At 47.0% G+C, this 23,881-nt stretch carries 24 protein-coding genes; 22 read left to right on the top strand and 2 right to left on the bottom strand.

From position 1 onward, the window contains the following. The first annotated feature begins 9 nt into the window (after window positions 1–9). The 15 genes from HHL16_RS08225 to nikR all read left to right on the top strand — a co-directional run bounded on the left by HHL16_RS08225 (window position 10) and on the right by nikR (window position 12,119). Window positions 10–1,017 carry an ABC transporter substrate-binding protein gene (locus HHL16_RS08225; RefSeq protein ID WP_169424645.1) on the top strand — a complete coding sequence of 336 codons (1,008 nt, stop codon included), beginning with the start codon at window positions 10–12 and terminating at the stop codon, window positions 1,015–1,017. Beyond that, complete coding sequence (locus HHL16_RS08220; protein ID WP_169424644.1) at window positions 1,014–1,700, top strand: class I SAM-dependent methyltransferase; 687 nt, start codon at window positions 1,014–1,016, stop codon at window positions 1,698–1,700. The genes HHL16_RS08225 and HHL16_RS08220 overlap by 4 nt, the downstream gene beginning before the upstream one ends. Window positions 1,701–1,706: 6 nt before the next feature. Further along, a complete protein-coding gene (locus HHL16_RS08215) occupies window positions 1,707–2,717 on the top strand; it encodes an iron ABC transporter permease (RefSeq protein WP_169424643.1) in 1,011 nt (336 codons plus the stop codon). Then, a complete protein-coding gene (locus HHL16_RS08210) occupies window positions 2,714–3,481 on the top strand; it encodes an ABC transporter ATP-binding protein (RefSeq protein ID WP_169424642.1) in 768 nt (255 codons plus the stop codon). The genes HHL16_RS08215 and HHL16_RS08210 overlap by 4 nt, the downstream gene beginning before the upstream one ends. A gap of 222 nt (window positions 3,482–3,703) precedes the next feature. Continuing rightward, window positions 3,704–4,009: an urease subunit gamma gene (ureA, locus tag HHL16_RS08205; protein ID WP_169424641.1), complete on the top strand. Its 306-nt coding sequence runs from the start codon at window positions 3,704–3,706 to the stop codon at window positions 4,007–4,009. A gap of 29 nt (window positions 4,010–4,038) precedes the next feature. Next, entirely contained in the window at window positions 4,039–4,407 is a 369-nt protein-coding gene (gene ureB / locus HHL16_RS08200) for an urease subunit beta (protein WP_169424640.1), read from the top strand. A 48-nt stretch (window positions 4,408–4,455) separates the two neighbouring features. Further along, the gene (ureC, locus tag HHL16_RS08195) at window positions 4,456–6,339 is read left to right on the top strand and encodes an urease subunit alpha (protein WP_169424639.1); all 1,884 of its coding nucleotides are present in this window, start codon (window positions 4,456–4,458) and stop codon (window positions 6,337–6,339) included. Between the two features lie 124 nt (window positions 6,340–6,463). Beyond that, a complete protein-coding gene (locus tag HHL16_RS08190) occupies window positions 6,464–6,904 on the top strand; it encodes an urease accessory protein UreE (RefSeq protein ID WP_206022293.1) in 441 nt (146 codons plus the stop codon). A gap of 10 nt (window positions 6,905–6,914) precedes the next feature. After that, window positions 6,915–7,601, top strand: a complete 687-nt coding sequence (locus tag HHL16_RS08185) for an urease accessory protein UreF (RefSeq protein ID WP_169424637.1) — start codon at window positions 6,915–6,917, stop codon at window positions 7,599–7,601. 36 nt (window positions 7,602–7,637) lie between these two features. Next, window positions 7,638–8,246, top strand: a complete 609-nt coding sequence (gene ureG / locus HHL16_RS08180; RefSeq protein ID WP_169424636.1) for an urease accessory protein UreG — start codon at window positions 7,638–7,640, stop codon at window positions 8,244–8,246. Next, on the top strand, window positions 8,246–9,403 hold the full coding sequence (locus HHL16_RS08175; protein ID WP_206022291.1) for an urease accessory protein UreD: 1,158 nt from the start codon (window positions 8,246–8,248) through the stop codon (window positions 9,401–9,403). Before ureG ends, HHL16_RS08175 begins: the two co-directional genes overlap by 1 nt. A gap of 3 nt (window positions 9,404–9,406) precedes the next feature. Further along, a complete protein-coding gene (locus HHL16_RS08170; RefSeq protein WP_169424635.1) occupies window positions 9,407–9,751 on the top strand; it encodes a hydrogenase maturation nickel metallochaperone HypA in 345 nt (114 codons plus the stop codon). Window positions 9,752–9,762: 11 nt separating this feature from the next. Next, complete coding sequence (gene hypB / locus HHL16_RS08165) at window positions 9,763–10,473, top strand: hydrogenase nickel incorporation protein HypB (RefSeq protein ID WP_169424634.1); 711 nt, start codon at window positions 9,763–9,765, stop codon at window positions 10,471–10,473. Between the two features lie 16 nt (window positions 10,474–10,489). Next, window positions 10,490–11,713: a porin gene (locus tag HHL16_RS08160; RefSeq protein ID WP_169424633.1), complete on the top strand. Its 1,224-nt coding sequence runs from the start codon at window positions 10,490–10,492 to the stop codon at window positions 11,711–11,713. A gap of 4 nt (window positions 11,714–11,717) precedes the next feature. Beyond that, the gene (gene nikR, locus HHL16_RS08155; protein WP_169424632.1) at window positions 11,718–12,119 is read left to right on the top strand and encodes a nickel-responsive transcriptional regulator NikR; all 402 of its coding nucleotides are present in this window, start codon (window positions 11,718–11,720) and stop codon (window positions 12,117–12,119) included. 90 nt (window positions 12,120–12,209) lie between these two features. On the opposite strand, the gene HHL16_RS08150 is transcribed toward nikR, so the two are convergent. Further along, the gene (locus HHL16_RS08150; protein WP_169424631.1) at window positions 12,210–12,680 is read right to left on the bottom strand and encodes an SRPBCC domain-containing protein; all 471 of its coding nucleotides are present in this window, start codon (window positions 12,678–12,680) and stop codon (window positions 12,210–12,212) included. An 88-nt stretch (window positions 12,681–12,768) separates the two neighbouring features. Further along, window positions 12,769–13,581 (bottom strand): AraC family transcriptional regulator, encoded by an 813-nt coding sequence (locus HHL16_RS08145; protein WP_169424630.1) that lies wholly within the window; start codon window positions 13,579–13,581, stop codon window positions 12,769–12,771. Window positions 13,582–13,661: 80 nt separating this feature from the next. Here HHL16_RS08145 and HHL16_RS08140 point away from each other — a divergent pair, with 80 nt between their 5' ends. The 7 genes from HHL16_RS08140 (at window position 13,662) to HHL16_RS08105 (ending at window position 23,879) form a co-directional block, all read left to right on the top strand. Beyond that, on the top strand, window positions 13,662–14,642 hold the full coding sequence (locus tag HHL16_RS08140) for an AraC family transcriptional regulator (protein WP_169424629.1): 981 nt from the start codon (window positions 13,662–13,664) through the stop codon (window positions 14,640–14,642). A 90-nt stretch (window positions 14,643–14,732) separates the two neighbouring features. Beyond that, window positions 14,733–15,272, top strand: a complete 540-nt coding sequence (locus HHL16_RS08135) for a GNAT family N-acetyltransferase (RefSeq protein ID WP_169424628.1) — start codon at window positions 14,733–14,735, stop codon at window positions 15,270–15,272. Window positions 15,273–15,306: 34 nt separating this feature from the next. Then, on the top strand, window positions 15,307–16,185 hold the full coding sequence (locus HHL16_RS08130) for an aminoglycoside 6-adenylyltransferase (RefSeq protein ID WP_169424627.1): 879 nt from the start codon (window positions 15,307–15,309) through the stop codon (window positions 16,183–16,185). A gap of 658 nt (window positions 16,186–16,843) precedes the next feature. Further along, window positions 16,844–18,100 carry a lanthionine synthetase LanC family protein gene (locus HHL16_RS08120; RefSeq protein WP_169424625.1) on the top strand — a complete coding sequence of 419 codons (1,257 nt, stop codon included), beginning with the start codon at window positions 16,844–16,846 and terminating at the stop codon, window positions 18,098–18,100. Window positions 18,101–18,103: 3 nt separating this feature from the next. Then, window positions 18,104–21,199, top strand: coding sequence for a lantibiotic dehydratase (locus tag HHL16_RS08115; RefSeq protein ID WP_169424624.1), 3,096 nt, complete (start codon window positions 18,104–18,106; stop codon window positions 21,197–21,199). Continuing rightward, entirely contained in the window at window positions 21,196–23,391 is a 2,196-nt protein-coding gene (locus HHL16_RS08110) for a peptidase domain-containing ABC transporter (RefSeq protein ID WP_169424623.1), read from the top strand. Before HHL16_RS08115 ends, HHL16_RS08110 begins: the two co-directional genes overlap by 4 nt. Further along, window positions 23,388–23,879 carry a hypothetical protein gene (locus HHL16_RS08105; RefSeq protein WP_169424622.1) on the top strand — a complete coding sequence of 164 codons (492 nt, stop codon included), beginning with the start codon at window positions 23,388–23,390 and terminating at the stop codon, window positions 23,877–23,879. Before HHL16_RS08110 ends, HHL16_RS08105 begins: the two co-directional genes overlap by 4 nt. Window positions 23,880–23,881 lie beyond the last annotated feature (2 nt).

Raw genomic sequence — 23,881 nt, 5'->3', positions numbered from 1 at the left:
ACCGAAGCAATGAAAAAACTTTTCAGCATACTCAGTTTGTCGGTAGCCTTATACGGATGTACCGATAACAGTGAAACAAAACACAGCAGCAATATTGTTGTTACCGACGCAAAAGGGAATACCATTTCGCTGGAAAAACCGGCAGAGAAAATCGTTGCGCTTTTCGATCCTTCTGTAGATGCCATCTACATGCTGCAGGCCCAGGATAAGCTCATCGGCATTCCCGCTGAAACCTATGCAGACAAAGAACTCTTCGAACCATACAAAAGAATCGATGCCCGCGTGGCCGCCAAATCGCTCACAATACCGGGAAGCAATGAAACAGCCAATCTCGAAAGCATTCTGCAACTGAAACCAGATCTGGTAATTGTTCAGAACATGACTCCCGGAACGATCAATTCCCTGAAGCAGATGAACATTCCCGTATATCAGGCTGCAGCAAGCAAGTATGAAGATGTAATGAAGGAGTTGAAAGACATTGGTGCACTCACCGGCAAAAACGATCGTGCAGCAGAACTGTTGCAATATGCCGACAGTACCATTAAGTCGATGCAGACGCAAAGTGCAGCTATCACGAAAAAGAAGAATGCCTATTTCGCATGGGCTAATGGAAGAATCTTCTCTACTGCCGGCCATGGCAGCATGATGCACAACACCCTCACCAATGCAGGCGTCAACAATGTCTGCACTACTGAGATAGACCAGCCGAATATCAATCCGGAAACACTGCTGCAGTGGAATCCAGATATGATCATCATGTGGAATGATAGTCCTGATTTATTCTACAACAAAAAAGAATTGTCAGCTATCACAGCCATTCAGCAAAAACAAATCTTCAACCTGATGCCGATGTTCTATTACAATCCGCATACCCTGAAATCGCTGGCTGCGTCCGTGGCCATCAATCAATGGGCTTATGGGTTTGCAGACAATGGGCATCTGGCCAAAGTGGAGAATATCATCAAAAAATTATACGGCGAAGAGAACGGCGCCAAACTATTAAACTACTTCAAATGATACAGGAGATCGCCAACTACTGGGACAGGCAAAGTGCCATCTGGGCCGAAGAAAAGAACGAAGCATGGTCATTGCCTGAAACGAGATACTGGATGGAGTACTTCATGTCGATCCGCTCGCAGCTCAATGGCAATAAAGTGCTGGAGCTTGGAACAGCATCAGGCTATTTTGCGCATATCCTCACCCTCGCAGGATATGAAGTAACTGCCATCGACCTTTCTCCCAACATGATCGATGAAGCTAAGCGTGTTGCACAACAACTGAATGCCAAAGTAGATTATCATGTGATGAACGCACAGGAACTCAGCTTTGCAGACAACCAGTTCGATCTCATCTTCACCCGCATCATGACCTGGGGCATCCCTGATCTTCAGAAATGTTACAGTGAAAGTTTCCGCGTACTGAAACCCGGCGGGCTCTTCCTCAACTTCGACGGAGACTTCGGCGAGTATCAGTTCTCACAGGAAGGACACGAAAAATATCCTGCCGACATCATGGAGCAGGCCAATAGCATCAAGGCACAGCTGGATATCAGTCGCCACAGGCGTCCGGCTAAAGACATCGAAGTATTACAACAGGTAGGTTTTGAAAATGTATTTGCAGATGCCACTGCACAATCCATCCTGCTGCATAAAGAAGAAGACTCTACCATTTTCAAAGTGCAAGCGGCAAAACCACAATAAAAATTCTTGAACAGGAAGATTGCAAATATCATCTGTTATGCGTTGCCGGTTCCCGTGCTGGTGCTGAGTCTTTTTATCGGTTCATCCGAAAACACAGACTTCGGCACTTACATTTCATTGCTGTACAAAAAACTCAGCGACGGATTGAATGCCACTGAAACCGAGAGCTACAATATGATCAGCAATATCATCTGGAACGTACGCCTGCCAAGGGTTGTACTTACCTTTCTGATCGGCGCGGCACTATCAACATCAGGCACAGTATTGCAGGCCATCTTCCGCAATCCGCTTGTAGATTCTTATGTGCTGGGCATTTCTGCCGGTGCTGCATTCGGCGCTGCGTTGAGCATCACTTATGGCGGAGTGCCTGTGAATATCGCAGCATTCATCGGAGGTACACTGGCAGTGCTGGCTACTTACTCGATGGCCGGATCTGGCAAACAGTCGTCCATTGTTTCGATAGTATTGGCAGGCATGGTAGTGAGCGGCATGTTCACTGCATTTCTCGCCATCGTTCAATACATCAGCAATCCATACAAGTTGCAGGCAATTGTACAATGGACCATGGGCAACCTGCATGCAGCGAGCTGGATCGAACTGAAGCAAACACTCATTCCGGTAATTGCCGGACTGCTGATCGTATTCATCTATCGCTGGCGGATCAATCTGCTGGCACTCGGCGATGATGCCGCAAAGGCAGTAGGCGTAAACCCTGCGCTCGACAAACTCATACTCATCGGATGTGCAACACTGATGACGGCCACTACTGTTGCAGCAGCAGGCATCATCAGTTTCTACGGATTATTTCTGCCACACATCGTGCGCATGCTCATCGGAGCAGACAACGTGAAAGCCATACCCGGAAATATTTTCCTGGGAGGAACATTCTTGCTGGTGATCGATAATTTCTCGCGTTCACTATTTGCATTTGAAGTTCCCGTGGGCATCTTCACCATGCTGCTGGGTGGACCATTCTTCATATACCTGATGCGTAAAAACAAAATCAACTGGGCATGAGGAAGAACAACATCATCATACAAAACCTGCATATCCGGTACGGAAAGAAATCTGTACTGCACGATGTGAACATGGAGTTTCCGGCTAACAAATTTTCTGTATTGCTGGGTGCCAACGGAAGTGGTAAATCCACGCTCTTCCGCGCCATTGCAGGCCTGCATGCGAAATACGAAGGCAGCATCACCATTGCAGGCGCCAACAGCGCAGCCATGCAATTCAAAGAGCGTGCAAAGCTGATGGGATTTCTGCCACAATTCTATCAGACAGTATTTCCTTTTACAGTAGAGGAGATCATGCTCACAGGGCGTGTAGCATTTTCAGGATTCTCCCCTGCGAAGCACGACAGAGAATTGCTGGAACAGGTACTCCACGATCTCGACCTAACACATCTCCGCAAAGAACCATTTACGGTACTCTCCGGCGGCGAGCAGCAGATGATAATGATCGGAAGACTGCTGATGCAGAACCCGAAAATTATTGTGATGGACGAGCCCACCAATCACCTCGATGTGTATTACCAGAATTACCTGATGCGTAAACTGAAAGCATATGCGAATAACGGAGTTACAGTAATTGCGATAATGCATAATCCAACGCTTGCTTATCAGTATGCAGATGAGTTTTTCTTCATGAACAATGGCACTGTGATCAATTCAGAGCAATGCTCAATCCCTGATCTGGAGCGGCTTCAGGAGGTCTACAAAACAGAGTTCCTGCATGTAGAACATAACAATTTAAAAATCGTGTTACCGAACCTTAAATAATTGAAAAATATCCTGACATATTTTTTTAACAAACGATAAAAAAAGAAGCTAATGCATTATTTTTAATATGCTTTTCACCAACCATATAGATATTCTTTCGTTGTTTTGGAATCTAACACTTTAGCGAAACAGCCGGTAACTGCAGTGCCGGCATGCTGCTATTTTTTCTGACGGCTGCAGGTTGTCGGAACTTCATTTTAATAACTAAAATCACCGTTACTTATGCATCTCACCCCACGTGAAATTGAAAAGCTATTGTTGCACCAGGCCGGCGAGCTGGCAGCAAAACGTCTCAAACGCGGCGTTAAACTTAACTACCCCGAGAGCATAGCATACATCTCTGCAGAGATTATGGAACAGGCCAGAGATGGTAAAAGATCAGTGGCTGAGCTGATGGAATGGGGTACCAAACTCCTGAAGCGAGATCAGGTGATGCCCGGTGTTCCTGAAATGATTCACGACGTACAGATCGAAGCAATGTTTCCGGATGGTAACAAACTGGTGACTGTTCACAATCCGATCAGATAACAATTCCCAAAACTGAAAAAACTATTTGTATGATTCCAGGAGAACTCATTCTTAAAAAGGAAGACATTATCTGCAACTCCAAAAAGAAAACCGTTAAGGTGGAGGTGAAGAATACAGGTGACCGTCCCATTCAGGTTGGATCACACTATCATTTTTTTGAAGTAAACAAAATGCTCGACTTCGACAGAGCCAAAACACTGGGCATGCGTCTCAACATCCCGGCCAGCACCGCTGTGCGTTTTGAGCCTGGCGAAAAGAAACAGGTGATACTTGTTGAAATCGGCGGAAAGAAAAAAGTATACGGCTTCAACAACCTCACAGACGGCAATGTTGCCGACAACACAGTGAGAACAGCCGCTCTCACCAAAGCGAAGAAGAATGGATTTAAAGGTGCTTGATGAATCCTGTATAGATCAATTGTACTTCAATCAGTAAAAAGAAAATTTATGTCAGATAAAAATAAAAAGAAGGATGTAGGCCCCGATGTTCAGGGCAATAGCTGGAACAGAAGAGAATGGATCAAGATCGTAGGCGTTACCACGCTGGGCATGACCGTGATGGGCCTCAACAACGCATTTGCACAGAACAGCAATGAAGTTTGGTTTGAAGATGGAAATCTTTACATCAAACGCGAAAAATATGCATCGCTCTTCGGACCTACCACCGGCGATAAAGTTCGTCTGGCCGATACAGAGCTGCTGATCGAGATCGAAAAAGATTACCAGACCTACGGTGAAGAAAATAAATTCGGCGGCGGCAAAACCGTTCGCGACGGCATGGGCCAATCAGCCACTGCTGCAGAGAAAGACAGTCTGGACATGGTGATCCTCGGCGCCATCATCGTCGATCACTGGGGTATCGTTAAAGCCGATATCGGCATCAAGAACGGAAAGATCCATGCTATCGGAAAAGCCGGCAACCCTGATGCACAGGACGGTGTAACTCCCGGCATGGTAATCGGCGCAGGCACTGAAGTGCATGGCGGATGGGGCTACATCGTAACTCCCGGCGGCATCGACACACACATTCACTTTATCTGTCCGGAGATCATCGACACAGCACTCTACAGCGGCGTAACCACTCTTATCGGTGGCGGCACAGGTCCCAACGACGGCACCAACGCCACTACAGTAACTCCCGGTAAATATTTTATCGAGAAGATGCTGCAGGCAGCAGAAGAGTTTCCTGTGAATGTTGGTTTCTTCGGAAAAGGAAACGTTTCCAACGAAGCTTCACAGGTTGAACAGATCAAAGCAGGTGCACTCGGCGTAAAGATCCACGAAGACTGGGGCGCAACGCCATCAACCATCGACATCAGTCTCCGCGTAGCTGACAAATACGATACACAGGTTACCATCCATACCGATACACTCAACGAAGCAGGCTTCCTCGAAGACACCATGAAAGCCATCGATGGACGTGTGATCCACACTTTCCACACCGAAGGCGCTGGTGGTGGTCACGCTCCGGACATCATCAAGATTGCGATGTATCCGAACATCCTTCCTGCATCTACCAACCCTACCAAACCTTACACGGTGAATACGGTTGCTGAGCACGTAGACATGCTGATGGTTTGTCACCACCTCAGTCCGCAGATCAAGGAAGACGTGGCATTCGCTGATTCACGCATTAGACCAAGCACTATCGCGGCGGAAGACATTCTGCACGACATGGGCGTTCTGAGCATGATGAGTTCCGACTCTCAGGCGATGGGACGCGTGGGTGAAGTGATCACACGTACCTGGCAGACTGCACACAAAATGAAAGTACAACGTGGTGCACTTCCGGAAGATGGCAAATCCGGCAACGACAACTACCGCGTTAAACGATATGTTTCCAAATACACCATCAACCCCGCAAAAGCACATGGCATCGATACTTACATCGGTTCCATCGAGCCCGGCAAGATTGCTGACCTGATTGTTTGGAAACCGGAGTTCTTCGGTATCAAACCAGAACTGATCTATAAATCGGGAATGATCGTTGGCAGCAAAATGGGAGATCCCAACGCTTCGATCCCAACACCACAACCTGTTATCTACAGAAAGCAATATGGTGCATTGGGTGCGGCGCTTTCTGCCAACAGTTTCAACTTCGTTTCAAAAGCCAGTATCGACAGTGGCAATATCGGCAAGCTGAAACTGAAGCGTCAGTCGCTCGCAGTGAAAGGTTGCAGAACTGTTCAGAAGAAAGACATGATCCATAACACGGCTACTCCGAACATCGAAGTAGATCCGGAAACATATCAGGTAAAAGTAGACGGCAAAGTAGCTACCTGCGAACCATTGAAAGAATTGCCAATGGCGCAGCGCTATTTCCTGTTCTAAAAAATCACTCCGGGAAAACCTAATCCGTACCCGGTACCCAGGAATATTTTTCTTGTACATGCCTGCATAGAGATGATACCAAAATTTCACCACTATGCAGGCTTCTGTAAAATTTGGCACCACGATGATCATAGTAGAAGCAATCCGGAGCACCACTCCACCGGCAGGCAAACAGCCCGACCATTTCGAAATCGAGTGGTACGAGACGAGCAAGAGCATCATCCGCCGCAAAACAAACGGAGGGCTCGAAATGGCCATCCGGAAGAACAGCAACAAGCCATTGGAAGATGGCGATATTCTCTGGGAGGATGAAACAACTTATGTACAGGTAATGATCAGACCATGCGAGTGCATTGTGTTTCAGCCCAAAACCATGCGGGATATGGGCATCATCTGTTTCGAGATCGGCAACAAACATATTCCCATCTACATCGACGCGCAGGATACCGTGAATGTAGCTTACGAAACTCCGCTCTACACGCTGCTCGAAAGAGGCGGGTATGAACCACGCGTTGAATCGAAGAAATTATTGAAAACACATCTGTTCCAGATCCACGGCAGATAAACCTCCAAACATGCAGAAGCTATTAACACTGTTACAGATCAACGACTCCATGTTCCCCATCGGGAGCTTCACGCATTCATACGGACTGGAATCCTATGTAAACTCCAATGCAGTGCACAGCAACGAAACCGCTGCCAGTTATGCCAGGACGATGCTGATGCACAATATCCATTACAACGATGCAGCCTTTCTCAACAAGGCGTGGCATTGTGTTGCAGGAAAAAAATTCTGGCCGCAATTCGCTGCCCTCGACGAATTGGTCACTGCATTGAAAGCACCCGCCGAGATCAGAGATGCCAGCCAGAAACTCGCCATCCGTTTTCTCAAACTCACAGAGGGGTTGAAACCTTATGAAAGTTGTACCAGGTATCTCAAAGAAATCCAGGAAGGAAAACTGCATGGTCATTACGCCATGGCGTTTGGCATGTATGCAAAAGAAGCGGGCATCAGCAGAGAAGATGCACTCGGTGCATTCTACTACAATTCGCTGAACGGCATCGTTACCAACTGTGCAAAATCAGTCCCCATCAGTCAGACGGTAGGACAAAAAATATTATTCGATCTCCTTCCCATCATTGAAGACCTCGTAAAAAAGCAGGACGACATGAATGAAGACATGATCGGACTCTGCTGCATCGGACAAGAGATCAAATGCATGCAGCACGAAAAATTGTACACAAGAATTTACATTTCATAGCATCACTTGATGCCAAACAAAAAACAAAATCCGCACATGAGCAAATACGTGAAAATAGGCGTGGCAGGTCCTGTAGGATCAGGCAAAACAGCGCTGATCGAAGCACTTACCAGAGTAATGAGCGATGAATACAGCATCTGTGTTGTAACCAATGATATCTACACCAAGGAAGATGCACAGTTCATGATCAAGAACTCGAAACTTCCTGCAGAAAGGATCAGAGGTGTAGAGACCGGTGGTTGTCCGCATACAGCCATCCGTGAAGATGCGAGCATGAACCTCGAAGCAGTGGAAGAGCTGGCAAGGCTGCATCCCGACACGCAACTGATGTTCATCGAGAGCGGTGGCGACAACCTCGCAGCCACTTTCAGTCCTGATCTCGCCGACCTCACCATCTTCGTGATCGATGTGGCGGAAGGAGAAAAAATTCCACGCAAGGGAGGCCCCGGCATCACGCGTTCCGATCTGCTGCTGATCAACAAAATCGATCTCGCTCCTTACGTAGGCGCCAGTCTCGATGTGATGGAAAGCGATGCCAGACGCATGCGCGGCGAACGCCCCTTCCTCAAGACCAACCTCAAAACACACCAGGGTTTGAGCGATGTGATCAACTGGATTAAAAAATACGCATTACTGGAACAATAATGATCCAAAAAGACAACTCCATATCAAGCCGGATAGTTCTGAGCTGCAAACTGGAAGACAACAAAACCATGTTGCAGGACAGCTATTTTGATATCCCGTACAAGATTGTGCATTACGGTTCAAGGCATTTGCAGGATCATCTGGAGATAATGATGATGTGTTACTCTCCCGGTGTGATGGATGGCGACAATCTGCACATCGATGTGCATTGTCCTGCCAATACGGAGATGAAGCTCTTCACCCAATCTTTCAACAAGCTGCATCCGATGGAAAAAGGAGCCGTGCAGCATACGGAAGTGCGGATCGATGCAGGAGCGTCATTCCAATACCTGCCTCAGCCAATGATCCCGTTCAAAAATTCACTGTTCGATACCACCAATGAGATCCGCATGAAAGGCAACAGCCATCTCATCTGGGGAGATATCATCAGCGGAGGCCGCATCCATTCCGGAGAAAGATTCGAGTTCACACGTATCCACAGCAAAACAAAAGTGTATGTGGATGAAAAACTCATCTTCTTCGACAATCAATTGATGCAGCCAACCAAACAGCCGATCGAGGACATATTATTCTTTGAAGGACATACTCACCAGGGCACACTCCTGATTGTATCGCCCTATGCGGTTGAATTCAAAGCAGAGCTCGACGAAATTCTGCTGGCGCAATTCACTGATATGATTTATGGCTTCACGCAGTGCGGTCCCAACGCCATCATGATCCGAACACTCGGAGAAAGTGGCGATGCCATGCACGAATGGCTGGCAAATATTGGAGATATGTGCTGGAGTTTCATCAAATACAAACAAGGCAACGAAGAACCTGCGCCTGTAATTGAAACCATCGCAGCAGTGGCGGCAGCCGTGAAGAAGCCTGCTGTTAAAAAAACAGCGAAGAAAGCGGCTGCAAAAAAAGCTCCTGCGAAAAAGAGTGCACCGTCAAAGGCTTCATCTTCCAAACCAACTAAGACAGCCACGAAGAAAAGTCCGGCAAAATCGGCCAAAGCAAAAGTGAAGTCGCCGGGAATTCCGAGCATTAAGTCCGTTCCCGCAAAAGCCGCTACCAGCGTAAAAAAGAGCGCGACCAAGAAAGCCACCGGCAAAACCGTAGCATCAAAAAAGGCAGCGGGCAAAACTGCCGCCAACAAAAAGAAACAATAGTCTATGCATGAAGTAGCTATCATACGGGACATTCTCCAAACGCTCGAAGCGCATCATGGAGACAAACTCGACAGGATCACCAAAGTGCAGATCGAAGCGGGGTTGCTCTGCAATGTGCAGCCCATCCTCATACAAAATGCATTCGAAGCAATGCGCATTGAGGAGCCTAAGCTGGCTGAACTGGATCTCGAAGTGAAGCTGCTTCCTGTGATAGCTTTTTGCAAAAGCTGCAACAAAGAATTCCCTGTGCAGCTGAACAGATTTGTGTGTGAGTGCGGAGCGCCGAGTAACACCATCATTCAGGGAGAAGAACTGAGGATAAGCAAAGTAGAATTCATCAACGATTAAAAACAAGTTTTATGCTGGATACAAAACCAAAGAGCAACAGAGCGCCTGCCGGCTCAGTTACCTGTGACAATACCACCCTCAACCTGCTGAAGGCAAACGATTTTGTGGCCAAGGCCATCAAGGACCGGCTGCCTCATCTGCTGGTAGTGAACATCTGTTCTTCGCCCGGCAGCGGAAAAACAACCCTGCTGCAACAGACAGGAAAGATGTTGCAGAACAAACTGAAGATCGCCGTGCTGGTAGGAGATCCCGAAACAGAACGCGACGCAGTTCGTCTCCGCGAAGTAGGCATCAATGCTTTGCAGATCGTAACCGGCGGCATGTGCCATATTGAAGCGCAGATGGTGTTGCAGGCCCTCGATCATATCGACCTCGAAGGTGTGGACCTGCTGATTATCGAGAACGTAGGCAATCTGGTTTGTCCGGCAGCATTCGATCTCGGAGAAGATTTCAGGGTTACCCTGCTCGCCTCCACCGAAGGAGACGACAAGCCGAAAAAATATCCGCGCATGTTCCTCACCAGCGAACTGATGCTGGTTTCAAAAGCAGACCTGCTGCCATATGTGCCATTTAAAGTTGAAGCTGCAGCAAAAGATGCGAGAGAAGTAAACCCCGATCTGCAGGTGATTTCTGTGAGCTCATTGAATGGAGAAGGAATGGAAGAATGGTGCAACTGGCTCGTAGAAAAAGTAGCAGAAAAAAAGAATAACCAGAAAAACTAAATCGCAATTCATTTTCATGACATACAGAAAAATCTTATTCAGTGCTTTAGCTCTGACAATCGGCCAGGCCGCTTTCTCACAGGATCAGGTAAAGCAAACCGACACGGCTGCTGACGATTCCGAACCATTCGAATCGCGCATTCTCTTCCGCGACAAACCCGCGGAGTTGAAGAAAATCAATCTGAATTTTCTGTTGCGCAGTTCACTGGAAGTTCCGCTGAAAGGCGACGACCAGAGCTCCATCAAAATGAATGAAGCCCGTTTTGAAGTATTGGGCAACCTCACCAGTGATCTCGATTTCAGAATTCGTTACCGGCTGAACAGATCGCAGGCGCCACATACAACGGATAACTCCGCAGGCTCTATCGATCACGCAAACGTTACCTACAAATTCGGTAAAGACAGAAAATGGAGCATCACGGCCGGTAAGCAGGCAGCCTATATCGGGAGCTGGGAATTCGAGACCAACCCAACTTACGAATATCAGTATTCTGAATTCGTGAACAGGCAAACCAATCTCTTTCTGATGGCGTTGAGACTGAACTACAAGATCAACGAAAACCACTCCGTGCATGTGCAGGTACACAACACATGGAACGACAACTTCAACACACTCATCGCCAACACCGGCTATAAAACCGATGGACTGAAAGGATCAAAAACTCCCATGGGAGTGTATGCAAGCTGGCTCGGTAAACTTTTCGATAAAAAACTGCATACTTTCTGGAGCTACAATATTTCAGAATACGCAAAAGGAGAAGTGAATCATAGCGTGGCTATCGGCAACAAACTGGTATTGAAAAAATGGAATGCCTATCTCGATCTGCAAACACAAAAGCTCGCAGTCGACTACGTAAATATTGCATCTCCATCCATCAACAAATATCAGACATCGCTGAACCCTGCATTCCAGCCTGTGTTTGCGCGCGATGTGAATTACAAGAGCGCTGTGCTTCGCGTAGACTATCAATTTGTTCCGGGCTGGTTCATTACAGCTAAGGGCATCTATGAAGCTGCTTCACAAACAAAAGGAACCAATAAGGCCGGTAACAATTTCAGAGAGAATATCGGGTATCTCGGCGGACTGGAATACAAACCTGTAAAGCATCAGAATTTCAAAATATTTGGCTATTACTACAACAACGAACAGAAGTACAGAAATGAAGTGAGCAAGGTAAATGGCAATACCCGCCAGGATATGTTCGCTGTAGGTGTACTCTATTTCGTAAACGCATTATAAGCATATGAAAGTAGTCCGTTTCGGTGTTTCCGTGGAGAAAGAAGTATTGCAGTTGCTCGACAATTACATCAAAGACAATCAGTTTCCCAACCGGTCCCAGGCAATCAGGCACCTGATTCAAAAACTGGAAACGGAGAAGCAGTGGAGTTCCAATGAAGTAGTGGGTGGATCCATCACGCTGCTCTTCGATCACCACAGAAGGGATCTGCTGGATAAGATCACCGACATTCAGCACGATTTTCATCATGTGATCCTATGCTCGCAGCATATCCATCTCGATCACGACAATTGCATGGAGATCATCGCGCTGAAAGGTAAAGCATCTGTACTGAAAGATCTCGCAGACCGGCTGACAGCTGTGAAAGGGATCATTCACGGACAACTTTCGATGACAAGAGTTATTTAGTCCCTAAGCATAATCAGAAATGACCCGGATGGTCTGGCCAGGTGAGAGATACAGTAGCTCATCCGGCAGATCGTTCGGGCATTTTGTTTTTTATTTCTGCTCCTGAGCATCAGAAATACTGCACCTTCTTTGATCAGGCATGCCCTCGCCCTCTGTAAGCAGGCGATACAGGCTACCTTTGGCATAGAAATCCCATCCCTTTTCGCACTGATCAAAACAAGCCAGCATCGGTGTGAGGCCGATATGAACCATCGTTATTTCAGTTCTGTCTCCTTTTGGAATTACCTGCCAGTGAAGGTAAGTGCCATTCCAATCTTTCTCTTCAACAAAATCAAGCCAGCTGTCTTCGATCTTCCAGATGACTTGCCGGCCAGGTATCAACTCCTGCACACTGAAATGCACAAAAGTTTTACCAAAGCTGACAGTAAAAACATCCCCAGGGGAAGTGCTTTTCCCGGTTGTGTTTTGCGTCCACCACGCTTCCACATCATTAATTGCATTGAATGCTTTTTCCGTGCTCACCGGAACGGTGAAGTGACATTGATAATTTTGTATTTGCATAACGAAATGTTTTTGCCGGCAGGATCATCAGCCGGTTATGCAAAGCTCCAACTAAACAGGAAATTGAAATTGTACAAATCGGAAGGACCTACCCAATAGCGTATTGTCTGCCAAATTCATTCACTATTTTCTCCAGCCGTGAAGGCGCCATGCCGGTGAATCTTTTAAAATCTCTGATGAAATGAGACTGATCGTAATAATGATCGTAGAGATCTCTGGGCAGAAGGGTTTCTTTCTTTGAAAGCAAGGTTTGATAGATCTCCTGAAACCGGATGATGGAAGCATAGTTCTTTGGGCTGACACCCACTCTCTGCATGAATTTCATATTTAGCCAGCGAGTGCTGAATCCGGTCTGTCTTTCCAACTCCTGCACCGGAATACGGCCTTTGCTCTGCAATACTTTTTGTATGCAAAAATCAAACACGTTGTCTTCTGCATGTAAACTCAATTGTTGAAAGAGGTATTGTTGCAGTAATGCTATTTTCTGTTCCGGAATATCGGATTCTTCAATCAGTTGCTGTAGCTCCCGGGCTGTTCTTCCGAATAATTCCGTCAGAGGAAACATATGATTCCTGAGCTCCTGATAATGAAGTTGAAAAAAACGGTAAGCTCCGGCAGCACTGAATTCTATACCGATTGTGCCTGTCGGATCATCCGTACTTACCTGATGAGGAGCATCAGTGATACCAATGAGTGTGATGGAATGTTCTTTGGAAGTATGCACTATCCCGTTCATTCGGATAGTGCTGACAGGTCTGAAAGGCACCAGCAATTTGACCCTCCCTGTAGGAACAATCAACTTCATATCTTCTTTCGGCAGAATTGCTTCACTACTGAAGTACCAGATCTTCAAAATATATTGCCGCAATGGTTCTATAGGCTGGAATTGCCGGAATAACATGGAAGAAGCGTTTGCTTACAGCAATTTAATCAAAAAAAATTTCCCGGAATTGGTACATTTACATCAGCTTACTGAATAAAATGTCATTAGTTTTCCGCCACTCCAGTTCACCTAACCCCATTTATCAGAATTCCATCTCTGATAAAGATCTCAATTCTGCTGAACTGGTTGAAAGCCTTCACCAGATCGATGCTGGCAAAGTGAGCATGCAGTTCAGCAACTGGTGTTTCGGTGGATTCCGGCTGGCTTACAACAAATTGCAGCAGCAACAGAATACCATCTATGATGTGAGCAATCATATCGACGCCGTGAAGATCTACTTCAATAAGCGCGGCAGAATGAACATCCACTATCAGCAATTGAACAGCCAGTCGATGGTTGGCTCCGGGCAGTTCAATATTCTTTATGCCAACCAACTGAACAGCCGGCTATCTCATTTCGGTGATCAGTCTGAAATGTTCTCCCTCCAGTTCACACGCGAATGTTTTCAGCAGCTGAGAGAAGACGGCTACAATCTTCCCGACCAGTTCACGGCAAAGGTTTCCAGCGGCGCTCCTTCCCTGCTCACACAGCAATGGCAGCAAATGAATACCGCTATGGACAGCTGCATCGATCAGATGATCCATTGCAACTTTGCACCCTCCCTCAAAAAGATCTATCTCCATTCAAAATCGATAGAGCTGATGGTGCTGATTGCACATAGCCTTTCTGAAAGCCGCACCCACAAAGAGATTGCAGCAACAGACAAAGAGAAGCTTTATTTCGTGCGCGACTATCTGCTTACACATTTTGCAGAAGACATCTCACTGTCGTTACTCGCAAAGCAAGCCGGCCTCAATGAGTTTGCGCTCAAGAAAGGATTCAAAGCCCTGTTCAATAGTCCTGTTATCGATTTCCTCATCAGCCACAGACTGGAGATGGCAAAAGAGCAATTGCTGAACACTGCATTGCCTGTAAATGAAATTGCATATCAGGCAGGATTTGGTTCTGCAGGTTATTTCGGCAAAGCCTTCAGGAAAAAATTCGGTGTTAATCCATTGTCGTTGCGCAAAGGGGCATAGCTGCTCTCCCGATTGTACTATTTTTTCTCCCGATTGCACCATTCTGTAAATGCAGAACCACAGAGCTTTGCAGTAAGAAAAGAATTCACAATGAACACCATGGTGCAACCCCAAGCGATCAGTTTAAGAATAGCAGAAGAGGCGGATATCGATGCGCTCTGCAGGATGGCCGGCAAACTTTTCTGGGAAGCATTCACCGGAATGATGCCGGAACAAGATCTGCTCGAATATGTGGAGAAAGCTTTCACGCCTGAGATCTTCCAAAAGGAAATGAATAATCCGCATATCACATTCATTATAGCTACCTGCAACAATGAGTGGGCAGGATATGCCAAACTCAACACCACCAACCGCAAAGAAAGAGCAGAGGTGATCCGTTACATCGAGCTGGAGAGACTCTATCTTTTCAAAAGCTTTCACGGAAAAAAGATTGGTGCAGCATTGATGGACCACAGCATTACCCTTGCAGCAGAAAAAGGCTACAACACGCTCTGGTTAAACGTTTGGGAGCAAAACCATAAAGCCATACAATTCTATCTCAGTTATGGTTTTGAAATGATGGACACATCCATCATGATGCGCGGCAACGATGCTCAGAAAGCATTGTGGATGAAGAAGCCATTATTCTGATTTTCACCCTAGCTTTGCGGTACAATTTCTGAACATGACTCACGAACAGCGTACCGCACAGCTTAATCAGGTAGTTGAATGGGCAGCAAAGCAGGACAATATCCGCGCAGTACTGGTTACCAGTTCCACCACCAATCCCCATGCGCCGGTTGATATTTTCAGTGATCTCGATATCGACCTCGTAGTAAACAATCAGGAGGAATTCCTTTCCGACGATAGCTGGATTGCCAATTTCGGAGACATCATCACCACCATCGTGGAAGGCACAGAATCTTTCGACGGCCGCTGCGCCAGCCGTATGGTATTGTATCAGGATTATTCCAAGATCGACTTCCTCATATTCTCCGTAGAGAAATTTCTCGAAGAAGTTGAAGCAGAAGAACTGCACGAAGATTACGATATCGGCTACAAAGTGCTGCTCGACAAAGACGGTCTCACCACCGGCATGAAGCCTCCCACGCATACCGCATTCAATATCCAAAAACCCACCGAAGAAAAATTCCAATGGCTGCTCAACAATTACTGGTGGGATCTCACCTATGTTGCCAAATGTCTCTACCGCGATGAGCTCTACTTTGCAAAATTCATGTCTGAACAGATCATGCGATTCGAACATCAGCAGGTTTTGCTCGAATGGTTTATCGGCTCGCAACACAACTGGAGTGTAACCACCAACAAATACGGAAGGCTCTTCAAAAAGTATCTCAGTGAAGATATGTGGAAGAAAGCCACTGAAACATTCGCTGCCAGCGATATCAAAGAGAACTGGCGTGCACTATTTGCGTACATCAGTTTCGGAAGAGAGCTTGGGCAACAGCTTGCTGCACAACTGGGCTATGCGTATCCAACCGAACTCGATCAGCGGATCACCGCATACGTAGAGCACGCCTACTCCCTGTGGAAAAAGCGATAACAATTTTTTCTTCATATGAATTTTGATTTCTAATTTATCCTGTTGTATATTCACATCACACTATACTATTCCCTCTTAGTATTCTTCTTTCCCATTGTATTGCCATGACTTCACCACACACCAGTTTTCCGGTGTAACGATTCGCATGCATTGCTATTCCCTCATAGCGATACTGCATTGCCATACCCTCTGACATTCGTTATCGACACTCATCAACAATTGCTATTAGCTTTTGAAAGGGATATGCTATGCCCCAAACAAAGCAGGCCAGGGATTCCGAAAACCTGAGACAGAGTAGGATTCATTCCATTTTTTTATTGCTGTATGAAAAAGAAAGCAATCAACAAAAAACTGTCCTTCAAAGTGAAGGACGTATCAGCATTGTCTGATACTGCTGCTGCTGCCATCAAAGGTGGAGCAACATCTCCTAACTGTACTGAGAACACCTGCATTTCTGATTGCGTATCAAGATGTGGTCGTGATCGTCAAACACGCTGCCTGCCTATTCCATAGCAGATAGCTGTTAGTTAGTCAGAATTCATTCGCACGATTGCGTGCCATCAGCCTGTTGCCAACAGGCCGGGTTTCATCCCGAATCAAAGCATGGCAGAACGCTGCAAAACAGCGCTCTGCCTGCTTTTCTAAAAACCTATCCGCAATGTCAGATGCTACCACAACAAACCACTGGAACCCCTGCCTCAACCGGCAGGAGTCTATCGTATTCAACAGACTTCTCCCTGTTATCGACAAGTCTGTTTTACAAAAACTCGATCAATATCCTGGTCCCGAATATTATTCACCCGGCATCATGGCCGGCGATGCAGGAGCCATTCTCTACCTTTTTCATTCAGCCCTTTATCAGAACAAAGAAGAGCTCTATGATAAAGCATTGCTGCATCTCGGTCAACTGATGGAAGATATTGGCCCGCAGCACGCTCATTCATTTTGCTCAGGCATTTCAGGCACTATTTGGTTATTGCTTTACCTGCAAAGAGAAAACATCATTCAGCCACAACCCGATCTCATCAGTGAGGATCTGTTGCAGACGCTTTGCAACACATCGCTCGAAAACATCCATGCAGGCCGTTACGACTATATGCATCAGGGCCTCAGTGTAGCCACCGCATTGCTTGGTTCGGAAGAACTGGTAATGCAACACAAAACTTATTTCGAAAAGATCATTGCAGCGTTGGGAGAAACCGCCACCGGATTCGAAAATGATATGATCTACTGGGAGTACATGCTTCCATCAAAATATCCCGGCGAAGTTTCGCTGGGCATGAGCCATGGAATCCCTTCGGTGCTGTCTTTTCTCAGCAAGGTGAACCGATATAAAATATGTTCAGACCTCTGCGAATCGATGATTGAAGGAGCAGCAAAATTTCTGCTGCGCCATCATCATAAGCAGGGCGTATCCAGATACCCTTCGATGGTGTTACCGGGTGAAGAGCCACCCTATCCTCCCACAAGACTGGGATGGTGTTATGGCGATATGGGCGTAGCCGCTTCATTTCTGCAGGCGGCTAAGAGTGTGAACCATCCTATGTTTCGTGAAGAAGCCGATAATATCATTGCGCATATTCTCAATCGTGACGATGAAGGACAGGTGATGGATGGCGATGCCACTTTTTGCCATGGTGCATGGGGCATTGCGCATCTTTTTAACAGACTCTGGCATTTCAATCAGCATCCGCTGGCAAAAGAAAAAACGCGTTACTGGTTGCATCGTGCACTTGAACTCACATGGTACAATACCAAACAACTGGCTATCGCAAAAGTAGAAGATGGTGAAGCCGGATGGAACGACAGCCCTGAAATTCTGAATGGCATTTCGGGTGCAGGACTTACCATCCTTAGTGCAGTGGCGCCCGTTCGGCCGGCATGGGATGAGATATTTTTCCTCGATATCAATTAAGTTATGTTAGCACTCAACGGAAACAACTACCTGCTTCGTACACCGCTCTTCCCCATCCAACAGGCAACCAAATGTTTTGAGGATGATACGGAGTGGATGCAGCATCCGCAATTTCTGTACGGACTCTACATCACTTCCGCAGCCCTGTATCAGGAGTTGCAGAAGCAGATCAGTGCAGGAACCATCACCAGCAAGATGCGGCAGACACTGCAGAAATACTGGCTCCGCTCCAGCGCCAGATGCACGCCCTATGCGAATTTCGCAGGATGCGCCCTCGGCAGCTTCAGCGCTGCTACCAGCATCGTACTGGGGCAGCCAGATCAGCACAAAGAAGCATGCCGGCTCGACATGGATCTTGTGTTCAAATTGCTGGATGCGTTGTATGCGAATTCAGCACTTAGATCGCAACTGCGTTACTGGTCGAACAACTCACTGTACAGACAGGGAAAAAAATACAGGTACGTGAGGTATCAGATCACCAACGGAAAACGAAAATATTTTCTCTCCGAAGCGGAACACACTATTTTTCTGCAACAGGTAATCGACGCTGCCGTTAATGGTGCCAGCTTTCAGCAACTCGCCGAAAAACTGGCACTCATGGGAGTGGACGAATCCGATGCCCTCGCCTATCTCCGGACACTTGCAGAAAACCAGGTGCTCCAAACAGAGCTGGAGCCCTGCATTTCAGGGGAGCAGCCGTTTGAAAGACTGAGCAGGTTATTGAAAAATCATGCTGCATCAGATCAGTTCCCCACTCATATCGATTCCATCACAGAGCTGCTCCAAAACAATCACTTCAATATATCGAGGCTTGTGGCGGTTACCAATCAGCTGAATACTGCAGGGATCGACCACAGTGCCGTTACTACTTTATTTCAGAGTGATATGCTCACCAACGTCACTGCAAACAACATTGCATTACCTGTGGTGCAAACCATTTTGCAGGAAGTGGATACGGTGCTCAAAGCAGTGTATCGCAAAAAGAATAATCAGGAAAGAATGGATCAGTTCCGCAGCCGCTTTCTCGCGCGTTACGAAATGCAGGAAGTGCCACTCTGTGAAGCGCTTGATGTTGAGTACGGAATCGGCTATGGAAATTTCTCCAACAACACAGGCTCTTTTGTAAGCGATCTCGATTTTGGCAAGGAGAGCAATAACCGGCAACCCGACTTCGCTTTTCTGCTCGATCAGAAACTGGCTGCAGACAGCAGCTCCGCCAGTGTTTCCATCGAATTGAGTGAGCAGGATATTCAATCGCTGATGCCCGGTCCAAACCCCGACCTGCAATTTCCCTGGCGGCAATCTGTTGCCATCATGGGCAGTCTCTATGGCAACAGCGGAGCAACTATCGACGGCGGTGATTTCCGGTTCTTCGTGAAATTCATCAGCGGACCTTCAGGAGCTAATCTGCTGGGAAGATTTTGTCACCTCGATTCTGAAATCGAATCTTGGGTATGCGACATTACAAAAGAAGAAGAAAGATCATTGCCGCAAAATATGGTGTTTGCAGAACTGATACATCTCCCACAGGAAAGAGTGGGCAATATTCTGCTTCGTCCTGTGCTGCGTTCCTATGAGATCCCCTGGCTTGGAAATGCGGGGAGCGCTCCGGACCAGCAATTGCCCGTTACGGATCTTATGGTATCTGTGAGAAACGATCAGGTTTTGATCCGCAGCAAATCGCTGAACAAGTACATCATTCCCCGCCTCACTTCTGCGCACAACTTTTCGGTGAACAGTTTGCCGATGTATCAGTTTCTCTGCGAATTGCAGTACCAGCATGCGTTTTCAGGGATGATGTTTGAAGATGCAGGAAACGACAATGCACTGTTTTATCCCGCCGTTACTTACAAACATCTGCTGTTGCGAAGAGCCATGTGGCGGATGCTGGAGGCCGACATCAAACAGATGCCCGACACAGACGAAGAACTGATCAGCTATATCGACAATCTTAGAGCGAAAAGAAAACTGCCTCAACGGGTAGTGCTGTTGCAATTCGACAACGAACTGCTCATCGATTTTCAATACCCGGAGTCATTCAGGATACTTGCCTCCTACATCAAAAAAGAAGGCATGGCCATGGTGGCTGCATTTGCGGATGATACACAGTTCGGAGCTGTCCAAGGTCCGGAAGGCAACCACTGCAATGAGCTGCTCATTCCGGCATTTATCGAAAACGAAAAACTGGCTGTACTTCCGGATGCAACGCAGCAGACTTCTACACCTCAGCGTTTCTTTCTTCCGGGAGATGAATGGCTCTACTACAAGATCTATTGTGGCACCCATGCTGCCGAGGAACTGCTCGCCGGTCCGGTTAAGCGGCTCACAGAAGCAATGCAGGAACTGGGTTTCGCGGAAAAATTCTTCTTCATCCGTTACCTCGATCCTGAGCCGCACATCAGGCTCCGCTTCAGGTTAACGAAAAACGAACATTTCCTTCCGGTCTCAAAAGCTGTGCGCAATACTATCAGCCGCTACCTCAACAGCAAGATGGTCACCTCATTGCAAATAGACACATACAAACGCGAACTCGAAAGATATGGAGGCAAACTGATTGCAGACGCAGAGTGCATTTTCTATCACGACAGTCAGGCTGTATTGCAGCTGCTCTTTCATCTTTCACAGGCCGATGCAGCAGAACGGAAATGGGAAGCAGCCATTCTCGGAATAGATCAGTACCTCGATGATTTTGGATTTTCTCTTCCCGATAAGATCAGTTATCTCAATCTGCTGCAGCAGCATTTCTTTCAGGATTTTGGCGGACAAAAATCTTTGCAACTCAGCCTCAACAATAAATACCGGTCACTGAAAGATCCTCTGTTCAAAATCTTTTCCGGCAAGGAGCAGGATGGACTGCATAAAAAGTTCCGGCAGGTTTTTACAAGACGCAGCATTCAGAACAGAGAAGCAGTAGAAAAAATAATGATCGATTGCAGGCGCAGGAATCAGTTGCCCGATCAGTTGCTCGGCAGTTTTCTGCATATGTTCATCAACCGGCTCTTTGCAACCGACAACAAGAAATATGAGTTGACGCTTTATCATTTGTTATTGAAATTTCATACATCACAGGCAGCCATTCTCGATAAAAAAACAATATGAGCTTTCCATTTTATACACAGCTTGATACGATGGACTGCGGGCCTACCTGCCTCCGGATGATTGCAAAATATTATGGCAAAGAATATACCCTTGAAAATCTCCGACAGCGATCTTTTATTTCGAGAGAAGGGGTGAGTCTGCTGGGAATCAGTCAGGCAGCGGAATCCATCGGATTCAGGAGCCTGAATGTTCAGCTCAGTTTCGATCAGCTGGATGAAGAAGCCACGCTGCCCTGCATCCTCTTCTGGAATCAGGAACATTTTGTGGTGCTTCCTCCGCAGAACTACAACAGCAACAGCAAACGCGCCACCATTCAGATTGCAGATCCTGCACATGGTCTCGTTCGCGTGGACAAGGAAACATTCCTTCGATGCTGGACGGGTCCGCAACAAACCGGCATTGCCCTGCTGCTCGAACCCACAGATGCTTTCTATCAAAAAGAAGATGATGTAAAAGAAAGACGAGGGTTCAGGTTTCTTTTCCGATATCTCAAACCTTACAAACGCTACCTGCTGCAACTGATACTGAGCATGCTTTTTGCCAGTTTGCTGTCGCTTATATTTCCCTTGCTTACACAAGGGCTTGTGGATTATGGCATCAGCCGCAACAATCTCCAGTTCGTATATCTTGTGCTGCTTAGTCAATTACTGCTCTTTGTGGGAAGCACGGCAATAGACCTCATCAGAAGCTGGATGCTGCTGCATATCAACAGCCGCATCAACCTCAGCATACTCTCTGATTTTCTTATCAAGCTGATGAAGCTGCCTATCCGTTTCTTCGACTCCAAATTGCTGGGCGATCTGCTGCAACGCATACAGGATCATACGCGCATACAGGAGTTTCTCACCGGAACTGCTCTGCATACCATGTTCTCCATGCTGAACCTTGCAGTGTTCGCAGTGGTGCTGGGCATTTACAGCGGAAGCATTCTGATGGTTTTTCTGTTTTTCAGTACGCTATCCGTAGTATGGATCACATTCTTTCTCAAACGCAGGCGCGACCTGGATTACAAGAGATTCCAGCGCATGAGCGATAGTCAGAACAATATCTATGAACTGATCACCGGCATGCAGGAGATCAAACTCAACAACTGCGAAACCCAGAAGCGTTGGGAATGGGAAAGGATACAGGCAAAACTTTACAAGATCAGCATCAAAACACTGGCGCTGGAGCAATATCAGCAGGTGGGCAGTGTATTTTTCAATCAGCTGAAAAACATCCTCATCTCCTATATCTCCGCGCGCAGTGTAATGGCCGGAGATATGACGCTGGGCATGATGCTCAGCGTAAGCTATATCATCGGGCAGATGAATAGTCCGGTTGAACAGTTGCTCGGCTTCATCAAATCTGCACAGGATGCCGGCATCAGCCTCAGCCGCCTCGGCGAGATCCATAACCGGGAGAATGAGGAACCACCCAATGAGGCAACAGAAAAAACATTACCCGAAGACTATAGCATTGCTCTAAGAAATATTTCTTTTCAGTATGAGGGACCGCAATCACCCTGGGTGCTGAAAAACATCCACCTCCTGATCCCCGAAGGAAAAGTAACCGCTATTGTAGGATCGAGCGGAAGTGGGAAAACCACGCTGCTGAAATTGCTGCTTCGCTTCTACGATTCGCAGCAGGGAGAAATTGCAGTCGGCGGAAAGTCTTTACAGGCCTGGTCTCCGGCCTGGTGGCGCAGCCAGTGCGGAACAGTTATGCAGGATGGCTTCATATTCTCGGACACCATTGCAAAAAACATCGCAGTGAGTGATGATGAACCCGATGATCAGAAAATGCGTGATGCTGCAAGGGTTGCCAACATCCATGAATTTATCGAGTCGCTTGCATTAGGTTACCAAAGCAGAGTGGGCAATACAGGCAACAGCATCAGTGCCGGCCAAAGACAAAGGCTGCTCATTGCACGCGCAGTATACAAAAACCCGCAGTATCTTTTCTTCGACGAAGCCACCAGTGCGCTCGATGCCAACAACGAGCGGGTGATCATGCGCAATCTGCAACAATTCTTCAAAGGAAAAACCGTAGTGGTGATTGCACATCGGCTCAGCACTGTACGGCATGCAGACCAGATCATTGTACTGGAACATGGAGAGATCAAAGAAACCGGCACTCATGAAACACTCACCGCAAGAAGAGGAAACTATTATCAACTTGTAAAAAACCAGCTGGAGCTGGGTAACTCATGAGCAAGCCAACCAACCATCTGCCTCGCAGCAGCTCAAGTGAAGTGCAGGAGATCATCGGCAAGATGCCTTCGTGGATCATCCGATGGGGAATCATCATTATCAGTGTGCTGCTATTGGGGCTACTGTGTGCAGCGTATTTCTTCAGGTATCCGGATAGCATCGATGGCCATGCTCAGCTGCATATCAACCCTACCAATTCGATCACTGTTGTGCAAATTCCTGCCAAAGGCTCTGTGCCTGTAAAGGATGGGCAGCAGGTCTTCATCCGGTTATATGCTTATCCCGAAAATGAATTTGGATTGCTCGAAGGGCGGGTGACGGGCATTCCTACCGCACTGAATGATTCTGTAATGGCTGTAACGGTATACCTGAACAATGGCCTGCAAACAACCACCGGAAAGCGTATACAAAGCGCTTCGGTATTGAATGGCAAAGCAAGCATCATCACGGGAGAAACCAGTTTCTTCAGCAGGCTGGTCAGAAGATAGAC

Origin of the sequence: Pseudoflavitalea sp. G-6-1-2, assembly GCF_012927185.1 — a bacterium.
Lineage (GTDB): Bacteria > Bacteroidota > Bacteroidia > Chitinophagales > Chitinophagaceae > Pseudobacter.
Note: the sequence above shows the minus strand (reverse complement) of the source record. Positions and strands in the feature narration are given on the sequence as shown.